This is a genomic window from Synechococcus sp. H55.10 (genome assembly GCF_047502715.1).
Classification (GTDB): Bacteria; Cyanobacteriota; Cyanobacteriia; order Thermostichales; family Thermostichaceae; genus Thermostichus.
Window position 1 is genome coordinate 1 of sequence record NZ_JANSJJ010000193.1, and the last position, 18593, is coordinate 18593.

At 59.8% G+C, this 18593-nt stretch carries 15 protein-coding genes; 7 read left to right on the forward strand and 8 right to left on the reverse strand.

Annotated elements, in window-relative coordinates; genetic code table 11:
* Positions 1-147: 147 nt before the first annotated feature.
* The 7 genes from NW858_RS11360 to sufR form a co-directional block, all read right to left on the reverse strand.
* Positions 148-1218, reverse strand: a complete 1071-nt coding sequence (locus NW858_RS11360) for a 3-deoxy-7-phosphoheptulonate synthase (RefSeq protein ID WP_414520525.1) — start codon at positions 1216-1218, stop codon at positions 148-150.
* 556 nt (positions 1219-1774) lie between these two features.
* Positions 1775-3136: an efflux RND transporter periplasmic adaptor subunit gene (locus NW858_RS11365; RefSeq protein ID WP_414364002.1), complete on the reverse strand. Its 1362-nt coding sequence runs from the start codon at positions 3134-3136 to the stop codon at positions 1775-1777.
* Positions 3137-3186: 50 nt separating this feature from the next.
* On the reverse strand, positions 3187-4479 hold the full coding sequence (locus NW858_RS11370) for an NAD(P)/FAD-dependent oxidoreductase (protein ID WP_414364003.1): 1293 nt from the start codon (positions 4477-4479) through the stop codon (positions 3187-3189).
* A gap of 76 nt (positions 4480-4555) precedes the next feature.
* Complete coding sequence (petC, locus tag NW858_RS11375) at positions 4556-5092, reverse strand: cytochrome b6-f complex iron-sulfur subunit (RefSeq protein ID WP_414359196.1); 537 nt, start codon at positions 5090-5092, stop codon at positions 4556-4558.
* Positions 5093-5203: 111 nt separating this feature from the next.
* A complete protein-coding gene (locus tag NW858_RS11380) occupies positions 5204-5794 on the reverse strand; it encodes a DUF3365 domain-containing protein (RefSeq protein ID WP_414520526.1) in 591 nt (196 codons plus the stop codon).
* Positions 5795-5851: 57 nt separating this feature from the next.
* Positions 5852-9058, reverse strand: coding sequence for an efflux RND transporter permease subunit (locus NW858_RS11385; protein ID WP_414520527.1), 3207 nt, complete (start codon positions 9056-9058; stop codon positions 5852-5854).
* Between the two features lie 122 nt (positions 9059-9180).
* Positions 9181-9909, reverse strand: a complete 729-nt coding sequence (sufR, locus tag NW858_RS11390; protein ID WP_414520528.1) for an iron-sulfur cluster biosynthesis transcriptional regulator SufR — start codon at positions 9907-9909, stop codon at positions 9181-9183.
* Positions 9910-10071: 162 nt separating this feature from the next.
* Here sufR and sufB point away from each other — a divergent pair, with 162 nt between their 5' ends.
* From sufB to NW858_RS11410, 4 genes are all read left to right on the forward strand, one after another.
* Complete coding sequence (gene sufB, locus NW858_RS11395) at positions 10072-11508, forward strand: Fe-S cluster assembly protein SufB (RefSeq protein WP_414333922.1); 1437 nt, start codon at positions 10072-10074, stop codon at positions 11506-11508.
* 123 nt (positions 11509-11631) lie between these two features.
* Entirely contained in the window at positions 11632-12405 is a 774-nt protein-coding gene (gene sufC, locus NW858_RS11400) for a Fe-S cluster assembly ATPase SufC (protein ID WP_414520529.1), read from the forward strand.
* Positions 12402-13709 carry a Fe-S cluster assembly protein SufD gene (gene sufD, locus NW858_RS11405; RefSeq protein ID WP_414333918.1) on the forward strand — a complete coding sequence of 436 codons (1308 nt, stop codon included), beginning with the start codon at positions 12402-12404 and terminating at the stop codon, positions 13707-13709. Before sufC ends, sufD begins: the two co-directional genes overlap by 4 nt.
* Positions 13710-14092: 383 nt before the next feature.
* Positions 14093-15313 (forward strand): S-layer homology domain-containing protein, encoded by a 1221-nt coding sequence (locus NW858_RS11410; RefSeq protein WP_414520530.1) that lies wholly within the window; start codon positions 14093-14095, stop codon positions 15311-15313.
* Between the two features lie 128 nt (positions 15314-15441).
* Here NW858_RS11410 and NW858_RS11415 read toward each other — a convergent pair whose 3' ends face one another.
* Positions 15442-16077 carry an exopolysaccharide biosynthesis protein gene (locus NW858_RS11415; protein ID WP_414520531.1) on the reverse strand — a complete coding sequence of 212 codons (636 nt, stop codon included), beginning with the start codon at positions 16075-16077 and terminating at the stop codon, positions 15442-15444.
* A 99-nt stretch (positions 16078-16176) separates the two neighbouring features.
* Here NW858_RS11415 and NW858_RS11420 point away from each other — a divergent pair, with 99 nt between their 5' ends.
* The 3 genes from NW858_RS11420 to NW858_RS11430 all read left to right on the forward strand — a co-directional run bounded on the left by NW858_RS11420 (position 16177) and on the right by NW858_RS11430 (position 18524).
* The gene (locus NW858_RS11420) at positions 16177-16602 is read left to right on the forward strand and encodes a hypothetical protein (RefSeq protein WP_414520532.1); all 426 of its coding nucleotides are present in this window, start codon (positions 16177-16179) and stop codon (positions 16600-16602) included.
* 315 nt (positions 16603-16917) lie between these two features.
* Positions 16918-17520: a DnaJ domain-containing protein gene (locus NW858_RS11425; protein ID WP_414520533.1), complete on the forward strand. Its 603-nt coding sequence runs from the start codon at positions 16918-16920 to the stop codon at positions 17518-17520.
* On the forward strand, positions 17511-18524 hold the full coding sequence (locus tag NW858_RS11430) for a hypothetical protein (RefSeq protein WP_414520534.1): 1014 nt from the start codon (positions 17511-17513) through the stop codon (positions 18522-18524). Before NW858_RS11425 ends, NW858_RS11430 begins: the two co-directional genes overlap by 10 nt.
* Positions 18525-18593: the final 69 nt, after the last annotated feature.

Below are 18593 nucleotides of genomic sequence, written 5' to 3' on the forward strand. Positions count from 1 at the left end.
GCGTACCCCTTTCTGCTAACTCCTAGATCCCGTCTGATGCTCTGGCAGCAGTTGTCCTTATCCCCAGCCCCTCTCCCAGAGGGAGAGGGGAGTTGCACTGCTGCCGAGCACAACTTTATTGCCTTGCTTGGGTCTTGCGGGGCTTTTTCAGTGATTCAAAGCCAAGGTTTTCCCTGCTACGGCTGCTGCCATCTCCTGCAACAGATCCTCGGTCTCCTCCCAGCCGATGCAGCCGTCGGTGATGGAAACGCCGTACTTGAGTGGTGCCCCTTCCTGCCAGGTTTGCTTGCCTGGGTTGAGGTTGCTCTCCAGCATCAGCCCCATCAAGGCCCGCTGCCCTGCTTGGTACTGCCGCAGCACTGCCCGACAGACGGCTCCCTGCTGGCGGTAGTCTTTGTGGGAGTTGTCGTGGGAGCAGTCCACCATCACCGAGCGCGGGATCCCTTGATCCTTCATCAGCAGCGCCGCCCGCGCCACATCTTCCGGGCCGTAGTTGGTCTTGCCGCCGCCGCCGCGCAACACAATGTGCCGGTCTGGGTTGCCGGTGGTTTTCACCAGGGCCGTCATGCCGTCTTGGCCGATGCCCAGAAAACTGTGGGGGTGACTGGCGGAGAGAATGGCGTTGAGGGCAATTTCCAGCCGCCCGTCGGTGCCATTTTTGAAGCCCACGGGCATAGAGAGGCCACTGGCCATTTCCCGGTGGGTCTGGCTTTCGATGGTTCGGGCGCCGATGGCCGCCCAGCTCACCAGGTCTGCGGTGTATTGGGGAGTTACCGGATCCAACATTTCTGTGGCACAGGGCAAGCCCAGCTCGTTGATCTGCAATAGGATGGAACGGGCCAGTTGCAAGCCAGTGGCAATATCGCAGGAGCCGTCCAGGTGGGGATCATTAATGAGGCCCTTCCAGCCCACTGTGGTGCGCGGCTTCTCAAAATAGGTGCGCATCACAATCACCAGGTGCTCGCGGGTTCGATCGGCCACCCGCTTGAGGCGGTGGGCATACTCCAAGGCCGCTTCGGGATCGTGGATGGAACAGGGGCCGACAATCACCACCAAGCGATGGAGATCCCGCCCGTGGATGATGTCGCGGATGGCTTGCCGCGTGGAGAGCACCACTTGGGCTGCCGTTTCCGTCAGCGGCAGCTTGGCCTTGACAGCAGCAGGGGCAATCAAGGGAGTCACCTCTTGGATGTTGCAGTTGTCGGTTTGGGGGGGCATAGAACTGTCCTTCATCGTGGGCAAGATTGTGTGCAAGGGATGGGAAGTGAGGGAATGGAGCATCGAGCCATCAAAAAAGCCCTGGCACTGGGCTCAGGGCTTCAGGACTGACTCGGGTAAACCTAGGCTCTATAGTTTACGCGCCACCCTTCCGCCCTGGTCGTTGCCAGGGAAAGCTAAAGTAGCCAAAAAAGGGAGCGCGCCAGGTCATCTTCAGGGGAAGGAACTCGGAATCTGTACGAGATGAGTATAGCGGAAGTATACCCAAAAAGAAACTGGATTTACCAAGACGGGTTCAGGTTCTGGGTCGCTCCCAGGGTTCCCAGGCGCAGCCCAGAGGACGGTTTTCTCCCACCCAGATCAAGAAGCTTGCCCGCTCCGTAGCCATCACTCTGCGACGCTGTTGCAAGCGGGGCGAGGAGAAAAGCTTCAGGGCGGTGAGGGACTTCTTTCCGCCGCCTCAGCCCGACAAGGTCGCAGCGGCGAAAGCCCCGCAAGCCCGGTGGAAATCAAGAAAGTCAGCAGAACTCTGGGCTTCTGTCCTAGGAAACAGTTTTCAGAAGGATCTAGCCCGGACGGCAGCCGCTTCCTGGATTACCTCGTCTCCAGGCTGTAGCCCACTGTGGATCTCCACCTGATCCCCATAGCGGGATCCCACCACCACGGGCGTAAACAGCGGCTTGCCGTCCACCAGCCGGTACACGCCCGTAAGGCCGAACTGTTCTACCAGGCTTGCTTGGGGCAGGAGCAGGGCTTGGCGGGTTTCTCCTGCCAACTTCAGACGGCCCAGCATGCCCGGCATTGCTCCGGGGAGCGGGGGAATCTCCACCTTCACCTCCACCGTTCTTGAGCTGGGGTCGGCGCTGGGGATGATTTGGCGGATGGTTCCCTCCACGGTTTGGTTGAGGCTGTCGATGTTGATGGGCACCGCTTGTCCCACCCGGATTTGGCCGGCCAGGGATTCGGGCAAGGCCACGGAAAACCGCAGCCGCTCGCTGCTTTCTAGCTCCACAATCGGCTGGCCCGGCCCCGCCAAAGCCCCTACCTCCACATACTTGCGGGTGACGACGCCGGCAAAGGGGGCGACCAGGGTTCCGTAGGCAAGGTTGGCTTGGGTTTGCGCCACCCCTGCCTGGGCCTGGGCCATGGCTGCCTGCACCTCAGGGATCCGGCTTTCCGCCTGGGCAAGCTGGGCCCGTGCTTGGGTCAATCCCTGTTCGGCCTGCTGGATCCCGGCCTCGAGCTGGGCCAGGCGGCCCAGGAGCACGGCTACCCGCGTATTGGCCTGATCCACCTGGGCTTGGGCCACGGCTCCTTCGGCGTGCAGCTTCTGCATCCGCTCTTGGTGCAAACGGGCCTCCTGCAGCTCCGCTTCCGCCTGCTGCTTCTGGGCTTGCACCTGGCGCAAGGCTTCTTCCGCTCCCCTCACCCCCGCCTGGGCGGCCAGAAGGCCTGCTTGGGCCTGCTGCAGTTGCGCCTCAGCCTGTTGCCGCTGGGCTTGGGCCTGTTGCTGGGCGGCTTGCACATCGCTGATATCCAGGCGGGCAATCAGGGATCCAGCCGCCACCCGCTGCCCCTCCTGAACCGGCAGCTCCACGACTCGGCCCACGATGCGGCTGCTGAGGGGGGTGCGCTCCACGGCCTCTAGGCTGCCCACCAGGATCCGCTCTTGGCTGATTTCCCGTGGCTTGACCTCCAGCGTGGTCAGTGGGGCGGCCTCGGTGGCTTCCAGGGACCCTGTCCCGCCGACGCGACCGGCAACCTCCAAAGCTGCCCCCCCTTGGCCGGGCCGGCCTTGGGATCCCAGCAGCCAGCCGCCCAGCCCCCCTAGCGAGAGGAAGAGCAGCGCCCAGCCCAGGTGGCCCCAGCTCCAGCCGGAAAACGTTTGTTGTTGCAACCTGCCGACTTGAGTTTTCATAGCGCAAGTGTCCGGCGTAACTTGAGCGTGACGAGAAAATCGGAACTTTTCTAAGGGGAGACCAAATCTCCCAATGGTTTGGAGATGGGCTCTATCAGAGAGAGCCCCACCCCCTGCAAACTGAGGCGCTCAAACCAAGGCACCGCCCACCCCCAGCGCATCTTGGCCAGGAAATAGTGCTCAAAGGCGGACTTGAGCCAACTGACCCATGGCCCTTGTACGGCCAGGGCGCGGCGGCGGCGCCCCAGCACCGGCAAGACAGGATCCGCCAAAAAGAGAATGCCCGTATCGCCGAAGTCGGCAAAGCAGATGGCTTCCAGCGTCGGGCTCACGGGTTCCCCCCGCAGGGCTCCCAGGCGCAGGGCGATATTGTGCGCCACTGCCATCCCCATCGCCTCGGTCATCTGGCCGGTTTTGGGCACTCCCACCGGCAAAGGGGTTGTCTCGGAAGGGGCTAGCTGGGTCACCACGCCCACCGCATAGAAGCTATCGAAGTCGGGATGCTGGTAGGTGGAAGTTACCGGCAGGAAACCGCGGGCGTCCGTCAGGCCGGGGACTTCCCGCAGGAACTGGGCTCCCCGGAAGGGCGGCAGCAGCATGGCGTAGGCAAAAGGGATCCGCTCCCCTTCTGCCAGCACGATTTCCCCCTCTTCGACACGGGCAATGGCAGTATTGGCCAAAACCCGGATCTGCCGCTGGGCCAGCAGCCGTTTCACCAGCTCCTCGGCCCCCGCCATGCCGCCAATCCCGAAATGGCCAGCATAGGGCTCCGGCGTGATGAAGGTGATGGGCACCTGCTCCCGCAGCCCTCTTTTTCGCAACTGCCCCTCGGCCAGCAAGACAAACTCATAGGCCGGCCCAAAACAACTGGCCCCCGGCACCGCCCCCACCACCAGCGGCCCCGGCTGGCGGAGAAACTCTGCCCACGCCTTCTGAGCTAGCAAAGCATGGTGCGGCGTGCACACCGACTGGGTAAACCCCTGTTCCGGCCCCAGACCTGGGATGGCGTCCAAGGCCAACTCCGCTCCCGTGGCCACCACCAAGTAGTCGTAGGCCAGAGGCTCCCCGTTAACCCGCAGGGTGCGCTTTGGCGGCTGCAAGTCGGTTACCGTGCCCTGGATAAATTCAATCCCCTTCCTCTCCAGCCGCTGCGGCAGCTCCACCTGAATGTCCGCCAGCCGCTTCAGGCCCAGCGCCACCCACGGCAGAGAAGGGGTAAACGTAAACTTTGGAGTATTGCTGACTACAGTTACCTGGTGGGATCCCTGCGGCAAAAGATGCCGCAGCTCGTAGGCAGTAGGCAGCCCTCCCAGCCCAGCCCCAATGACGACGACGCGAGCCATCAAAACTGCTCCCCCTCTTTTCTGAACTTGATGAAAAAAACCTGCGGCCAGAAGCCGATCCCAAGAGCGCCCTCCTTCACACCCACCAGGGCAGACTCCCCGTTCGCGGATCGACATCCAACCAGGGAGAGAGCCAGATCCACCCCTCCCGCACCTCCACCCGCACCAGTTTCAGAGGCAGCGCTGCCGGCCCTCGAATCACCGAGCCATCAGCCGCATAGCGGGATCCGTGACAAGGACACTGGAACTCTTCGGCCAGCGGGTTCCATGGGAAGGTGCAGCCCAGGTGGGTACAGTTGTTCACCAGCCCTTGCTCGTCCAGCTTCCCCCCCTCCCTAACGGTGAGGTAGGTGGGCTCCCCCGCCAGACCCGCCACCAGCGCCCGCGTCCCAGGCGGCTCTGCCAAGATCTGCTCCGCCGGGATCGGGTTCCCCAGCTTGTCTTTGGCCAGGGCCGATCCATTGGCGGATCCCTCCGCCGGCGGGATGAGATAGCGGCCCAGCGGGTAGAGCACCGAACCCGCCACCGCCGCCAGCGCCGAGCCGGTCAGGAAGTTGAGAAAACGGCGCCGCGACAGCGGCGGCTCTTCAAACGGAACCAGGGCAGCGTCCATAGAAATTAAACTCCTTTGCAACCTTCTCCCATCATTATTTTGGCAAACTATATAACTATATGTCGATAAAAAGATAATACAGAGTCCCCTTCCTCTCCCTAGGACAAGGGGCTATTGAGGAGATTCCTCCTCTTCGGGAATGAACACGGCGTACATGCCCCGCAGGTCTCCCACCTTGAAGTCGTAGGCCCGGTCTTGGGGGTACTTGCTGACAATGAAGGCCGGTCGCGAGTCCTTGGGCCCATGACAGGCCAGGCAGCTAGCCTCGACGTTGATGCGGCGGTAGTAGCGAATGCCCCTCTGGCCAGCCAGCACTTCCCGCTCCCAAAAGCCAATGAGCTCCGGATCCCGCTGGAAACGGGCCAGGGCCATCGTGGCGTGTAGATTGTCGGGGGCGTGCTCCGGGTTACGGTACTTTTGGGCAATTTGCTTAACTTGCCAGCCATTTTCTTGGGCCAGGGCCTGCGCCTGCACCGCCACAGGGCGACAAACCTGTTTGAAGGTCTCGGCATCCACCCCCGCAGGTGAGGATCCGGCCAAGCTGGCCGCCAGGCCGTGCCGCAGTTGATCCAGGTATTCTACGGACTCCACCGCTTTGGCCAGTTGGGCGGGATCCGGCTGGGCCAAGGCTGCGGCAGCGCCCCAGCCCAAGCTGCCTAAGGCCACCGCCAGCAAGAGCCATCTTCTCAGGTATGTCCACATCGTCTTGTCTCCTTCTCGAAGGGTGGCTCTCAAACAGTTTCTCTACGGGTGGGATGGCTAAGCAGCAGCTTGCTCCAGAGCCAGCTTTTTGGCAAGACGGATTTGCTCCCCGTAGAACCAGATGGGAATGACCACCAAGGTCAAGGCGGAAGAGGTCAACATCCCCGTCAACAGCGTCCAGGCCAAGCCCGACCACACCGGGTCGGACAAGATGGGCACCGTGCCCAACATGGTGGTGATGCTGGTCAACAAAATCGGACGAAAGCGAACGGCCCCGGCTGCCACAATGGCTTTTTCCAGGCTGACCCCCTGGGCCCGCTGATCGGCGATAAACTCCAGCAAGACGATGGCGTTGCGCACCACGATCCCCGCCAAGGCGATCACCCCAATCATGGCCGTGGCGCTGAAGTACACTCCGTTGAGGCTAAAGCCCACCAGGATGCCGATGAGGGCCAGGGGAATGCTGCCCAAGATGATCAGCGGAACCTTGAAGCTGCGGAACTGGCCCACCAGGATGAGATAGATCAACAAAATGGCCACCAGCATCGCGAGGCCCAGATCCCGGAACACGTCTAGGGTCAGCTTCCATTCCCCATCCCACTGGATCCAAAAGCCCTTGGGGAGGGGATGCCGCCAGAAATAGGCTATTTGATCCAAGACTGCATAGACCGAGGAGCGGCGGGCCATCTCGCCCATTACGTAGGCCACGGGCCGCTGGTCTTTATGGAAGATGGGCTCGTCGGCCACCGTGGGCACCCACTCCACCAGCTCCGACAGGGGAACCAGGGATCCCGTCGGCGTCGGCAGTTGAATGCGGTTGAGATCCTCCAGGCTTTGCCGGGCCGACGGCTCGAGGCGGACATGGATCCCCACGGGTGTCAGCTCCCCGGGCAGTTGCAGGATGCTGACGGTGGATCCCCGCAGGGCCAAGCTCAAGGTCTGGGAGACCTCCGCCGTGGTCAGGCCGACGCGGTTGGCCCGCTCCGGATCCACCTTCAGGGTCAACTGGGGAATGGGGTTTTTCACCGAGTCGTCGATGTCCACCACGCCCTCCGTCTCGCCAAACACCTGGCGCACCTGCTTGGCCAACTGCCGCAGTTGGGCGTAGTCGGGGCCATAAATTTCTGCCAGCAGGGTAGACCGCACGGGCGGCCCAGGTGGATCTTCCACCAGCTTGACGATGGCGTTGTGCCGCTCCGCCACCGCTTGCATAGCAGGCCGTAGGCGCAGCACGATCCCTTCCGAGTCGATCCGACGGGCTTCCGGCTGGCTGAGGTGGACGCGGATGTCGGCCACATCCTCGCCCTCGCGGCGGTAGGATCCCCGCAGCAGGCCGTTGAAGTCCACCGGCGCCCCCGTACCGACGTAGGTTTCAAAGCTAAACACCTCGGCATCCTGCTTGAGCACCTCCTCCAGCTCGCGGGCTACAGCGTCGGTAGCGGCCAGCTCCGTCCCCCGCGGCATATCCAACTGCACTAGGAAGGTGTCCTTGTCCGCCTTGGGCAGCATGCGAAACTTTACCACCTGGGTCAGGGGTAGGAGAAAGCTGGCCAAGAACAGGCCAGTGACCACCCCAATCAGCAGACGCCGCCGGAAGGCCGACTCCAGCAGCGGCTGCATCAGGCGGCGGTAGAGCCGATACAGGCGCGTTTCTTCCAGAGCAAGCTGGGGTGGAGAGGCCTCGGTGGAGGGCTTGAGGCGAATCCAGCGGGCCGCCAGAAAGGGGGTAACCGTCAGGGCCAGCGTTGTGCTGATGATCATCGCCACCGGCACATTAAAAGGGATCGGCCCCATGTAGGGCCCCATCATCCCCGTGACAAAGCGCATGGGCAGGAAGGCCAAAATGACCGTGATGGTGGAGAGAATAACCGGCACACCCAATTCCTCCACCGCGGCAATCGCCTCCTCCACCTTCTCGCGAAAGTTCATGCCGGGGCGCAGCTCAAAGCGACGGTGGATGTTCTCCGTAACGGCGATGGCGTCGTCCACCAAGGTGCCCAGGGCCAGGATCAGGGCAAAGAGGGTGATGCGGTTAATCGTTTGGCCGGCAACCCAGCCCACGCCCAGCGTGCCGGCCAAAGTTAACGGGATTACAAAAGCCACAATGGCCGCCTCCCGCCAGCCCAGGAAGATCAACAGCAGGCCGACCACAATGCCGATGGCCTGGAAGAGGCTGTTGTAGAGGTTCCCAACCGCTTTTGAGGCCGTCCGCCCGTCGTTGCGGGTGACGGCAACCTGGATCCCGGGAGGCAACTGCGGCCGCAACTCTTCCAGCCGCCGAAAAATGGCCTTGGCTACGGTGACCGCGTTGGTTCCCGGCTTCTTGGCAATGCCGATGGTGACCGCCGGCTGGGTGATCCACTCTCCCGTCGAGCGGCGGCGCGGATCCGGATAGGGCTCTGTGATGGGCTCGTCGCTGCGGAAGTGGATGCGGGTCAGGGAGGTGCGCTCGGCAAACTCATCCCGCACGCTGGCTACATCTCTGAGATAGACCTCCGGCTTGATCTGAATGGCGGCCACGTCCTCAGCCGAAGCCAGCCGCTGTCCCCCCTCCAGGCGGATCTGCTGGGATCCCACCTCCACGTCTCCCGCCGGCAGTTGCAAGTTTTCGGCGGCAATGCGCTGGGCCACCTGGGTCGGGGAAAGACCATAGCTGGCCAGCCGCTCCGGATCCAGATCCACCCGAATGGTGCGGGGATGCCCGCCCACCAGCGTCAGGTTGGCCGTGTTGGGAAGGCTGCGCAGATCCTCCAGCAGCCGCTCTCCCACCCGCCGTAGCTGATCGTCGCTGTAGTCGGCCCCCGTCAAGGTCAGGGTAACGATGGGAACATCGTCAATGATGACCGGCTGCACCTGATAGCTGGCGCCAGGGGGGAATAGCTCCGGGTGGCTAAACAGATGGTTTTGCAGCTTGAACAGGCTGTCTTCCCAGTTTTCCCCCACCTCATACTGCACCGTGATCAAGCCGCCAGAGGCCTGGGCCACCGAGTAGATGTGGTCGATCCCCGTCAGCTCCCGCAGCTTCGCTTCCACAGGAGTAATCAGCGTCTTCTCCACAACCTCGGCGCTGGCCCCCGGATACTGCAGAATTACATCCGCTGCCGGGACAACAATCTGCGGGTTTTCTTCCTTGGGGGTCAAGGTCGCTGCCAGCAGGCCAAAGATGGCCAGGCCCACAATAATCAAGGAAGTAAGCTGGGCGTTGTTGATAAAGTAAGCGGTAACCCGCCCCACCCCTTGGCGCGGCTTCTCCAGCTCTGACATAGGAAAAATCCAGATTGGTTCATGCTTATACTACCATATAGCTATACTTTTATGCATCCATAGCTGCTCTTGCCCGTCTTCCGAAGCCGTCACCTGAGGTAGGCCCAGCAAAGGACGAACTGCTACTCGTGGCTGGGTCTAGGAGGGGATCCTGGCTTGGCAATCCAGTAGCCGCACTGGTGTTCTCCGTTCACCTGCCAGGTGAGGCGCTCTACCCGACAATCGGGCAGGGCGGCGGCAAACATCTCCAGCTCGTGGCCGCAGACGCTGGGAAAGCGCTGGGCAATCTGGGCGATGGCGCAGTGGTGCTCCACCAAGACATATTGCTCGACGTACTCCTCAGCGCCTTCTGCTGCAATCGGGGCAGCCAGGTTGGCAGGATAGGGGTAGTACTCCGCCATGTAGCCCTCTGCCTGGCGCAGCTGCACCAAGCGCTCCAGCCGCTCGGCCAGGGATCCGGAGCCCATCTGGGCTTGGTACTCCTGGGCTTTGCGCTGCCACTGCTGCTGGAGCAGGGATCCCATCTGTTCGGATCCCAGGGTTTCAGCCAGCGTATTGAGCAGACCGAGGGCAAACTCGTCGTAGCCGGTGGGGAATTGCGCTTCTCCTTGGGGGCTGAGCTGATAGAGGTGCTGGGGGCGGCCCAAACCGCTAGCTTGAGCGACATGGTGGATCAGCCCCTCTGCCTCCAGATCCTTGAGGTGGCGGCGAATGGCCTGGGGAGAAATGCCCAAGTGCTCTGCCAGAGTCTGGGCGGTGGCCTGCCCCGTCTTGCGTAGGTAGATCAAGATAGCCTGCTTGCTGGAAACGGGTTGCGTGAACGGATCGGTGATCTTGCGCGCGCTCTCCACCCTCGCCCTCCTGGTTAGACTGGGTTTACTCGGCTGCCGCTGCCAGCACCGCTACTTTGACAAGGGGATCATTGCTAAAGTAACCTGAGGATTAGTTAAGCAACAACCATGTTGTTTTAATTGGCCATCTGTTTTGCCCCTGTCCCTAACCGAGAGCCATCCATGTCTACGAGCGTCCGCACCCTAATTAGCCAGCCCTACAAGTACGGCTTTGTTACCGACATCGCCTCTGAGTCCATCGGCAAAGGCTTAAATGAGGACATCATTCGGCAAATCTGGGCCAAGAAGGGGGAGCCGGACTTTATGCTGGAGTTCCGGCTGCGGGCCTACCGCCAGTGGCTGAAGATGAGCGAGCCCACCTGGCCGAATGTGACCTACCCGCCCATCGACTACCAGAACATCGTTTACTACTCGGCTCCCAAGGTAAAGGAGAAGAAAAAGAGCCTCGACGAAGTGGATCCCGTGCTGCTGGAAACCTTTGAGAAGCTGGGGATCCCTCTGTCGGAGCAGAAGCGGCTGGCCAATGTGGCGGTGGACGCCATTTTCGACAGCGTCTCGGTGGCCACCACCTTCCGGGAAAAGCTGGCCAAGGAAGGGATCATTTTCTGCTCCATGTCGGAGGCGCTGCGGGAGTACCCTGAGCTGGTGCGCAAGTACCTGGGCACGGTGGTACCCATTGCCGACAACTACTACGCGGCGCTGAACTCGGCAGTGTTTAGCGATGGCTCCTTTGTCTATGTGCCCAAAGGGGTGCGCTGCCCGATGGAGCTGTCCACCTATTTCCGCATCAACAACGGCGAGTCGGGCCAGTTTGAGCGCACCCTGATCATTGCTGACGAGGGATCCTACGTCAGCTACCTGGAAGGCTGCACGGCCCCCATGTTCGACACCAACCAACTGCACGCGGCGGTGGTGGAGCTGATTGCCCTGGACAATGCCGAGATCAAGTACTCGACGGTGCAGAACTGGTATGCCGGCGACGAAAACGGCAAGGGCGGCATCTACAACTTCGTGACCAAACGCGGCCTCTGTCAGGGGGCCAACTCCAAGATCTCCTGGACGCAGGTGGAGACCGGCTCGGCCATCACCTGGAAATATCCGAGCTGCGTGCTGGTGGGGGAAAACTCGGTGGGCGAGTTCTACTCAGTGGCCCTGACCAACCACTACCAGCAGGCCGATACCGGCACCAAGATGATCCACATAGGCCGCAACACCCGCAGCAGAATTATCTCCAAAGGCATCTCGGCGGGGCATTCCAAAAACAGCTATCGCGGCCTGGTGAAAATTGGGCCCAAGGCAGAAGGCGCCCGCAACTTTTCCCAGTGTGATTCCATGTTGATTGGGGATCAGTGCAGCGCCAACACCTTCCCCTACATTGAAGTGCAAAACAACACTGCCAAAGTAGAGCACGAAGCTTCCACTTCCAAAATCGGAGAAGAGCAACTGTTCTACTTCCAGTCGCGCGGCATTTCTGTAGAAGACGCCGTCTCCATGATCATCAGCGGCTTCTGCCGAGAGGTGTTCAACCAATTGCCGATGGAGTTTGCCGTCGAGGCGGATCGGCTGCTGAGCCTGAAGCTAGAGGGATCCGTTGGCTAGATCCCTGTCGAGCGGCTATGCTCGTTGCCAATTGCCGAGCAGCCTGGCGCAGCTCCACCTTGGGGGCGGCGCTGAAGGGGTAGGTCTGTCCGCCAATACTTCGACCCAAGACGAACTGCTGACATGATCCGGGAAAACAGCCCTGTCATTTTATCTATCCGCGATCTCACGGCTGAGATCGACGGTACCCCTATCCTCAAAGGGGTGAACCTGGAAATCCGGGCCGGCGAGATCCACGCCATCATGGGGCCCAATGGCTCCGGGAAAAGCACCTTCTCCAAGATCTTGGCCGGCCACCCCGACTACCGGGTAACAGGGGGCGAGATCCTCTATCTGGGCAAGGATCTCTTGGCAATGGAGCCGGAGGAGCGGGCCTGGGCCGGGATCTTCTTGGCCTTTCAATACCCCATCGAGATTCCGGGGGTGAGCAACTTGGACTTCTTGCGCGCCGCCTACAACGCCCGGCAGAAATATCGGGATCAGCCGGAAATGGATCCCCTCGATTTTGACGACTTGGTGCGGGAAAAACTGAGCATTGTCAGGATGGATCCCGCTTTTTTGGAGCGCTCCGTTAACGAAGGGTTTTCCGGCGGCGAGAAAAAGCGCAACGAGATCCTGCAGATGGCGGTGCTGGAGCCGACGCTGGCTATCTTAGACGAGACGGACTCCGGCCTGGATATCGACGCGCTGCGCGTCGTTGCCCAGGGCGTTAACCAACTGGCCGGCCCTGAGAAGGCCATGCTCCTCATTACCCACTACCAGCGCCTGCTGGAGTATGTAACCCCCGACTATGTGCATGTGATGGAAGGGGGGCGCATCGTCCTCAGCGGCGATAAGACTTTGGCGCTGGAGCTGGAAGAGCGGGGCTATGACTGGCTCAAGGAGGAGGTGGGATGAGCGCTGCGGTGCCCAAGTCCTCGGTTCGAGAAAGCGACGCCAGCGGTTTTGGCCGTCCCTTTCTGGAGCACATCCTCCGCCAAATCCCAGAGGTGGAAGATCCCCATACCACCCTGAGACAGCAGGCCCGCGCCCAACTGGCGGAACTGGGGATCCCCACCCCCCGCGAAGAAGACTGGAAATACAGCGACCTCTCGCCGCTGGTGGCCCACACCTTTCGCCTGGCCGGCCCTGGACAGGCAACGCTAGAGAAGGCCGTGCTGGATCCCTGGCTGTGGCCGGAGAGCCGTCACAGCTATGCGGTGTTCGTCAACGGCTACTTTGCTCCCCACCTTTCTGACTTGAGCGGCCTGCCCTCGGCCCTGCGAATTGCTCCCCTAAGCCAGTCGGCTCCTGGATGGTTGCAAACCATCGTCAAGCTCGATGTCTTCAGCGCCCTCAACACTGCCCATCTAGGCGATGGGATCCAGATTGAGCTGCCGCCCCAGCAGGAGGTTTTGCCGCCCTTGCACCTGCTCTGGATAACCGTGGCCTCTGAAGGAGAGGCGGTTTTGGCCCAGCCCCGCTGTCTGGTGGCTTTGCAGGCCCACAGCTCCCTCACCCTGATTGAAGATCACCTCTCCTGGGGGGCCGGGATCCCCTTTGGCAACGCCGTCGCCGAGATTGCCCTGGCCGAAGGATCCCGTCTACACCATGTGATCCTGCAGCGGCAGGGATCCCAGGCTTTTCACATCAACCAAACTGCTGTGCGCCAGGGCCGCCACAGCCACTACCGGCTGCAGGCCATCCAGTGGGGATCCCAATTTTCCCGCCACAACCTGGAGCTTGTCCAGGTAGAACCCCAGGCCCACACCCACCTGCAGGGACTGACCCTGCTGAAGGGATCCCAGCACAGCGACACCCACTCCCGCCTGGTGCATCAAGCGCCCCACGGCAGCAGCCGCCAATTGCACAAGTGCATCGTGGACGAGGCGGCCCGTGCGGTCTTCAGCGGGCGCATTTTGGTGAGCCAAGCAGCTCAACTGACAGACGCCGCCCAGACCAACCGCAATCTGCTGTTGAGCCCCAAGGCGCGGGTGGATACGCAGCCGCAGTTGGAGATCTTTGCCGACAACGTCAAATGTGCCCACGGGGCCACCGTCAGCCAACTGGAGGCCGAAGAAATCTTCTATTTGCAAAGCCGCGGCATTCCCCAGGCCCAGGCCAGGCAACTCCTCACCTATGCTTTTGCAGCCGAGATCCTCGAAGGGATCCCTTTGGCCCAGCTTCCTTCCCAGGTGGCCTGCCGGTTGGGATCCGATTAATTTGCGATCAATTCGGTTTCTGGTTACAGCTTTTTCCGACTTCATGGGAGTTCTGTAGCCAAGCGAGATCCTTCCTACGCAAGAGATCGATCTACATTGGCTGTAGTAGATAACGCCGGAAAAAGCTGTAGTTGTTGGCTGCTCCCGAAATGGCCATTATCCTCAAGAGTGACCGGGCTTAGGCGTAATGGCTTGACGCGAAATAGATTCGGCAGTTTCCTTATCGATCTTCTATGGTTGCGTTTTCTTGCAAATCTTAGGCTGGAAACGCTCAAACTGCTATACAGAGAGGGTTTCAGCCATTGTCACCACTGAGGAAATAGCCAGAATAAGAGTAGCTATTGACCCAGCAATGGGCGCTACGACAACTTGGTGAATGCACGATGTTTCCCTCTCTGTTGACCCCACGCACAGCCGGCCTACTCCTATCGGGAGCCGCACTGGGCATTCATTGCCAGGTGGCTATGGCCGCCCCTTTTCGCGACACTTTTGGTCACTGGGCCCAAACCTACATTGAGGCTCTCTCCGCTCAAGGGGTGTTGAACGGCTTCCCGGATGGCACCTTCCGTCCCAACGAGCCGGTGACCCGTGCTCAGTTTGCCACCCTCGTCACCACTGCCTTTCGCCTCCGCAACACCTCTGGTACCTTCATCGGCTTTCGGGATGTGCCCCCTACCCACTGGGCGGCTAACGCTATCTCCGCGGCGGCAGCCAACAACTTGGTGGCCGGCTTCCCGGACGGCACCTTCCGACCCGAACAGCCCGTTACCCGCACCGAGGCGCTGGTGATCCTGACCAACGCCCTTGGCAACACAAGTGCCATCCCCGTGGCCCAGCCGAGCGAGCTGTTCAGCCGCTACCGTGACGCGGCAGCCATTCCCAACTGGGCCCTGACGCCAATTGCAGCCGCCAACCGCGCCGGCCTGATCGTGAATTACCCAGATCCCATGCTCTTGGAGCCCAACCGTCCTGCCACCCGTGCTGAGGTGGCTGCTTTTACCCACCAGGCCCTGCTCAGTCGGGGATCCCTGGTGGCCCAGAACCCAGGCAATTGGCTCTCCACCCCTCAGCCCGGCTTTGACCTGCGCCTTTCCACGCTGGCGGCGGGCACTCTGATACAGACCACCACCCCCTTCAACGAGCGCCTCTTCATCGCCCCCAACGAAACTCGCCCTATGTCCTTGATCGTTCGCAACCCAATTCGCAACGGCCAGGGGGACATCCTGGTGCCTTTTGGCTCACGGGTGGATGGCCGCTTTGAGCCGGCGCCGGGCGGCACGCGCTTTGTGGCGGAAAGCATCATCGTCAACAACCAACTGTTCCCCTTGGCCGCTCAATCGGATGTAATCCGCGATGTCAAGGATCCCCGCTACACCACCACAGGCAAGATCATCCAAGATGCGGCCATCGGCGCGGCAGCAGGCGCCGTTCTCGGCTTGGTAACCGGCGATAATGCCATTGCCACAGAAGAAGTGCTGGGGGCAGGGGTGGCCGGAGCGGTGATCGGCAACGTGACAGCGCCGCAGGTGGTGGTGTTGGATCCCAACCAGGTGATCGAGCTGCGCCTCACCCAGGATCTGGCGCTAGTTCCTCAATCCCGCTAGCGGCGCGGGGGTGTCCGTTGCAACAAGACGCAGGCGATACAACTTCTCACTGTCTTTCCATCGGTGAAGCTGGGCGTTGTCTCGATCCCCAACTCCCCTCTCCCTCCGGGAGAGGGGCTGCTAGGGCGCTATCTTCTCAGCCAATCCAACAGAGTCGTTCCCCCCAGCCACAGGCCCACCAAAATGGAAGTGGTCAGTAGCCCCCCTGCCACACAGATCAGGGATCCCAGGCTGCAGAGGAGCCCATCTTCTTCCAGGAGACCGAAGGCGGTGACGAAGATCCCCATCGCCGGCAGGGTGTTGGTGCCGGGCACGGGAATGATCATGGAAATGCCCATCAAACCAATCCAGGTGCCCAGCCAGACCTGGCCCAGGCGGCTGGTGCAGACTCGTTGCCAACGGGGGCAGGCAACTTTTTCAATGCGCTGCAACCATGGGATCCCGGCCTGCACCCACTTTTGCAATTGCTTCCGTTCAATGGATGTCTGCAGCACCCATGGCGGCAACCAGGGAGTGGTTCGCCCTGCCAGCATTTGCAGGGCCAGCAGTAGGATGACCACGCCAAAGGGAGTGGAATAGCCAGGGGCCGGCAGAGGCAAAGCCGAGGGAAAAGACAGCACTGCCAAAAACAAGCCAAAGCTGCGCTCGCCCGCCAGTTTGAGAATCTCTTCAACGCAGATCGCCACGGGTGGGGATCCCTCAGGCTGCTCTGGGTTGGCGGGAAGGCAGGCAAATCGGGCTAGCTCTTGGGATAGACGAGCCATAGGGGGGTCTGCAAGCGGTTTGGGAGCCAACGATAGCCTACTGCAAATCCAAGGTTTGTTGGATATCTTGAACAAAGGGGTGGTCTTTGAGGGGTTAAGATGAGCGGCGAAGCGCTGGGCAAGAGATTGGGCAGCGGTGGCATTGGAGAAGGTCTGAAGAAGCGCGCCCCGCTCAGCAAAGAAATGGGTAGGTTGGGGGGATCCCTGTTGCTGGGATCCCTGTTGGTGGCAGGGCGCGGTGTAGCCCTGGCCGAAGCGCAGTTGGATGTGGGTACCTCCACCACCTTGCCCCCCCAGTCGGCTCCGCCGGTGTTGCCACCCCCACCGGTGGGAGTGCGACAAATTAGAGAGGATACCGATCCTGAGCAAACCGCCGATATGCCCCTTTCCTTGATGGCCGAGCAGGTGCTGGAGGCGGTGTGCGAAGCGCAAATCGATGCCCAACGGGCCCTGGCCCTCATGCCCGATCTGAGCGAATCCCACATCCGCGCCGCCTGCCCCAAGCGGCTGATCCCCAAAAGCTGAAGGAAAACAAAGGCGGCCCCAGACCTTGGGTTGAAAAGTATCCGAAAAATACGCTCGCTCCAGGGGGAGGGTGCTCTAACGACCGAATGTGGGCGCAATTTGCCCAGGGGATTCCCCGTGCGGATCCGCTCCCCACACCAAGCTATCCAACTAGGCATCGCCATGGTGCATCCTATGTGGTGCAGGGCTTTACGGCTACCGACAACGTTGTTACGCTAATTTGAGATCCTCTCCTTCATCGGGCAGATAAGTTCATGGGTAGCCTATGAGTTTTGTGCGGATTTGCACTTGGCATTGCTGACTTGAGGAGAAACCGTGCCCAGAAAAGCCACCAGCACAAAACCGAAAGCAACCAGGACAACCTCAAAAGAAGGAGCTGGGCCCGACCCGCAGGTGGCGATTGCCGCAGAAATCCAGCGTCTTTCGGATACTTATGGCATTTCTAAGGAACTCCTAGAGAATTTTGCCCGGTTTGTAGTCAGGCAGCTACAGCCACCGCCCCGGCTGTCTGTCAAAGAGCTGCAGAAAGCCATTTACAACCACTTTGGCGTTAAAAACGCAGCCGAGCTGAGAAAATTAGCCAGCTTCAGACTGGCAACCAGTGGTATGGGCAAACTGAACTTATCCAAAATAGACGATTTGGAGCGCATTTATCGTCAGCACATCGGGATCCTTCCCAACGAAGAGGGGGAAGAGGGGTATGGCTGCATCAATGGGATCAACATCTTCAAGTACGACTTGCCTTGGCGGGTTTTTGGGCTTGACCCTGACCGAGCTACCGATGAAGACATCAAAGCTGCTTTCTACCGCCTGAGCAAGATTTACCATCCCGATTCTCCGACGGGAGATGACAAAATTTTCCAGCGATTGACTCTTTTCTACAAAAGCCTTACGGAGAAGTTCGAGCAATGGCTATAGTCTATGTTTCCTCAAACAAGCTCGCCGATTTCTTGGGTATCAGCCTTGAGGAACTCAGGCAGATTGAAGCTCACTTTGACAGGATCCCCGATGATGAGTGGGAACTGGTGGAAGGTAAAGACTATCGTGTTATCAACAAAAGTTCTGGGCTAAGGGAATACACGCAGTCCGGTGCTTATGCCATTTTATCCTTTTTAAGATCTCGAACAGAGCAAGATCCCAAATCCTCTACAGGTACAAGCATTAGAAATTGGTTCAAGGAAGAGCATCGCAAGAAGCAGAAAGCTCTCGTGGATCACAGGATCCTTCAGAACAGCTCCTCTCTGGTCAAAAGACAAGATCAGTTTTGGTTATCTCTTCGAGATGTTGTGATGATCTTTGGAACTCGAACTGACTATCTTAAGAAGGCGCTTGAGCTTGCATCGAAGCAAAGTAAGTTAATCAAAGACATTCATTACGCACGTTTTGGTAATGATGACACTGTTTACCTCTCTTTACGAGGTATCTATGAGCTTGCCAAGATTATGGGAGAGGTTCTCAAGCAAAACCACAGAAAAGACTGGTGTCAAGATGTTAGCGAACGCATTGAACCTCAGATTCAGGTAATCGTCAAGGCAATCCAGGATCGACAAAATCAGATAGAAAAGGCAAAAGATCTTGCAAGAAAAAGGGATAGAAATCTTTGTAGAGTTACTCGAAAAGCAGCCAGTAGCCTAACGGTTCATCATCTCTACTCTGAAGCGCACTATCCAAAGCTTGCAGCGAGTCTCTCCAACCTGATTACCATAGCCAACGAAGTGCACAGCCACTTTCATCAGTGGATGGGAGGTTTCAGCGAGCCATGTACAATTGATGACTTCATTAAGTATGTTCTGGAATACTACCCTGAGAACGGACATCTGATCATCTGGTTGGAGCAGCAGAAGGCCAGCCTTGGCCCGCAGTTGCCCATGGGAAAGGAGAGAGAACATGTGCTCTACCTTCCTCTCCAGTGTGTAACTTGAAATAACCCATCTCGATTGTTTTCAGGTCATTCCAAGCACCTTAGTCAGGTGTACCTGATTGATTTCTTT

Excerpts from the sequence above, each read along its gene's own strand:
- NW858_RS11385 (WP_414520527.1), bottom strand. The coding sequence starts at position 9,058 with ATGTCAGAGCTGGAGAAGCCGCGCCAAGGGGTGGGGCGGGTTACCGCT.
- NW858_RS11380 (WP_414520526.1), bottom strand. The coding sequence starts at position 5,794 with ATGTGGACATACCTGAGAAGATGGCTCTTGCTGGCGGTGGCCTTAGGC.
- NW858_RS11370 (WP_414364003.1), bottom strand. The coding sequence starts at position 4,479 with ATGGCTCGCGTCGTCGTCATTGGGGCTGGGCTGGGAGGGCTGCCTACT.
- NW858_RS11420 (WP_414520532.1), top strand. The coding sequence starts at position 16,177 with ATGAGCGGCGAAGCGCTGGGCAAGAGATTGGGCAGCGGTGGCATTGGA.
- sufC (WP_414520529.1), top strand. The coding sequence starts at position 11,632 with ATGATCCGGGAAAACAGCCCTGTCATTTTATCTATCCGCGATCTCACG.
- sufB (WP_414333922.1), top strand. The coding sequence starts at position 10,072 with ATGTCTACGAGCGTCCGCACCCTAATTAGCCAGCCCTACAAGTACGGC.
- NW858_RS11365 (WP_414364002.1), bottom strand. The coding sequence starts at position 3,136 with ATGAAAACTCAAGTCGGCAGGTTGCAACAACAAACGTTTTCCGGCTGG.
- NW858_RS11360 (WP_414520525.1), bottom strand. The coding sequence starts at position 1,218 with ATGCCCCCCCAAACCGACAACTGCAACATCCAAGAGGTGACTCCCTTG.
- NW858_RS11415 (WP_414520531.1), bottom strand. The coding sequence starts at position 16,077 with ATGGCTCGTCTATCCCAAGAGCTAGCCCGATTTGCCTGCCTTCCCGCC.
- NW858_RS11410 (WP_414520530.1), top strand. The coding sequence starts at position 14,093 with ATGTTTCCCTCTCTGTTGACCCCACGCACAGCCGGCCTACTCCTATCG.
- petC (WP_414359196.1), bottom strand. The coding sequence starts at position 5,092 with ATGGACGCTGCCCTGGTTCCGTTTGAAGAGCCGCCGCTGTCGCGGCGC.
- sufD (WP_414333918.1), top strand. The coding sequence starts at position 12,402 with ATGAGCGCTGCGGTGCCCAAGTCCTCGGTTCGAGAAAGCGACGCCAGC.
- NW858_RS11430 (WP_414520534.1), top strand. The coding sequence starts at position 17,511 with ATGGCTATAGTCTATGTTTCCTCAAACAAGCTCGCCGATTTCTTGGGT.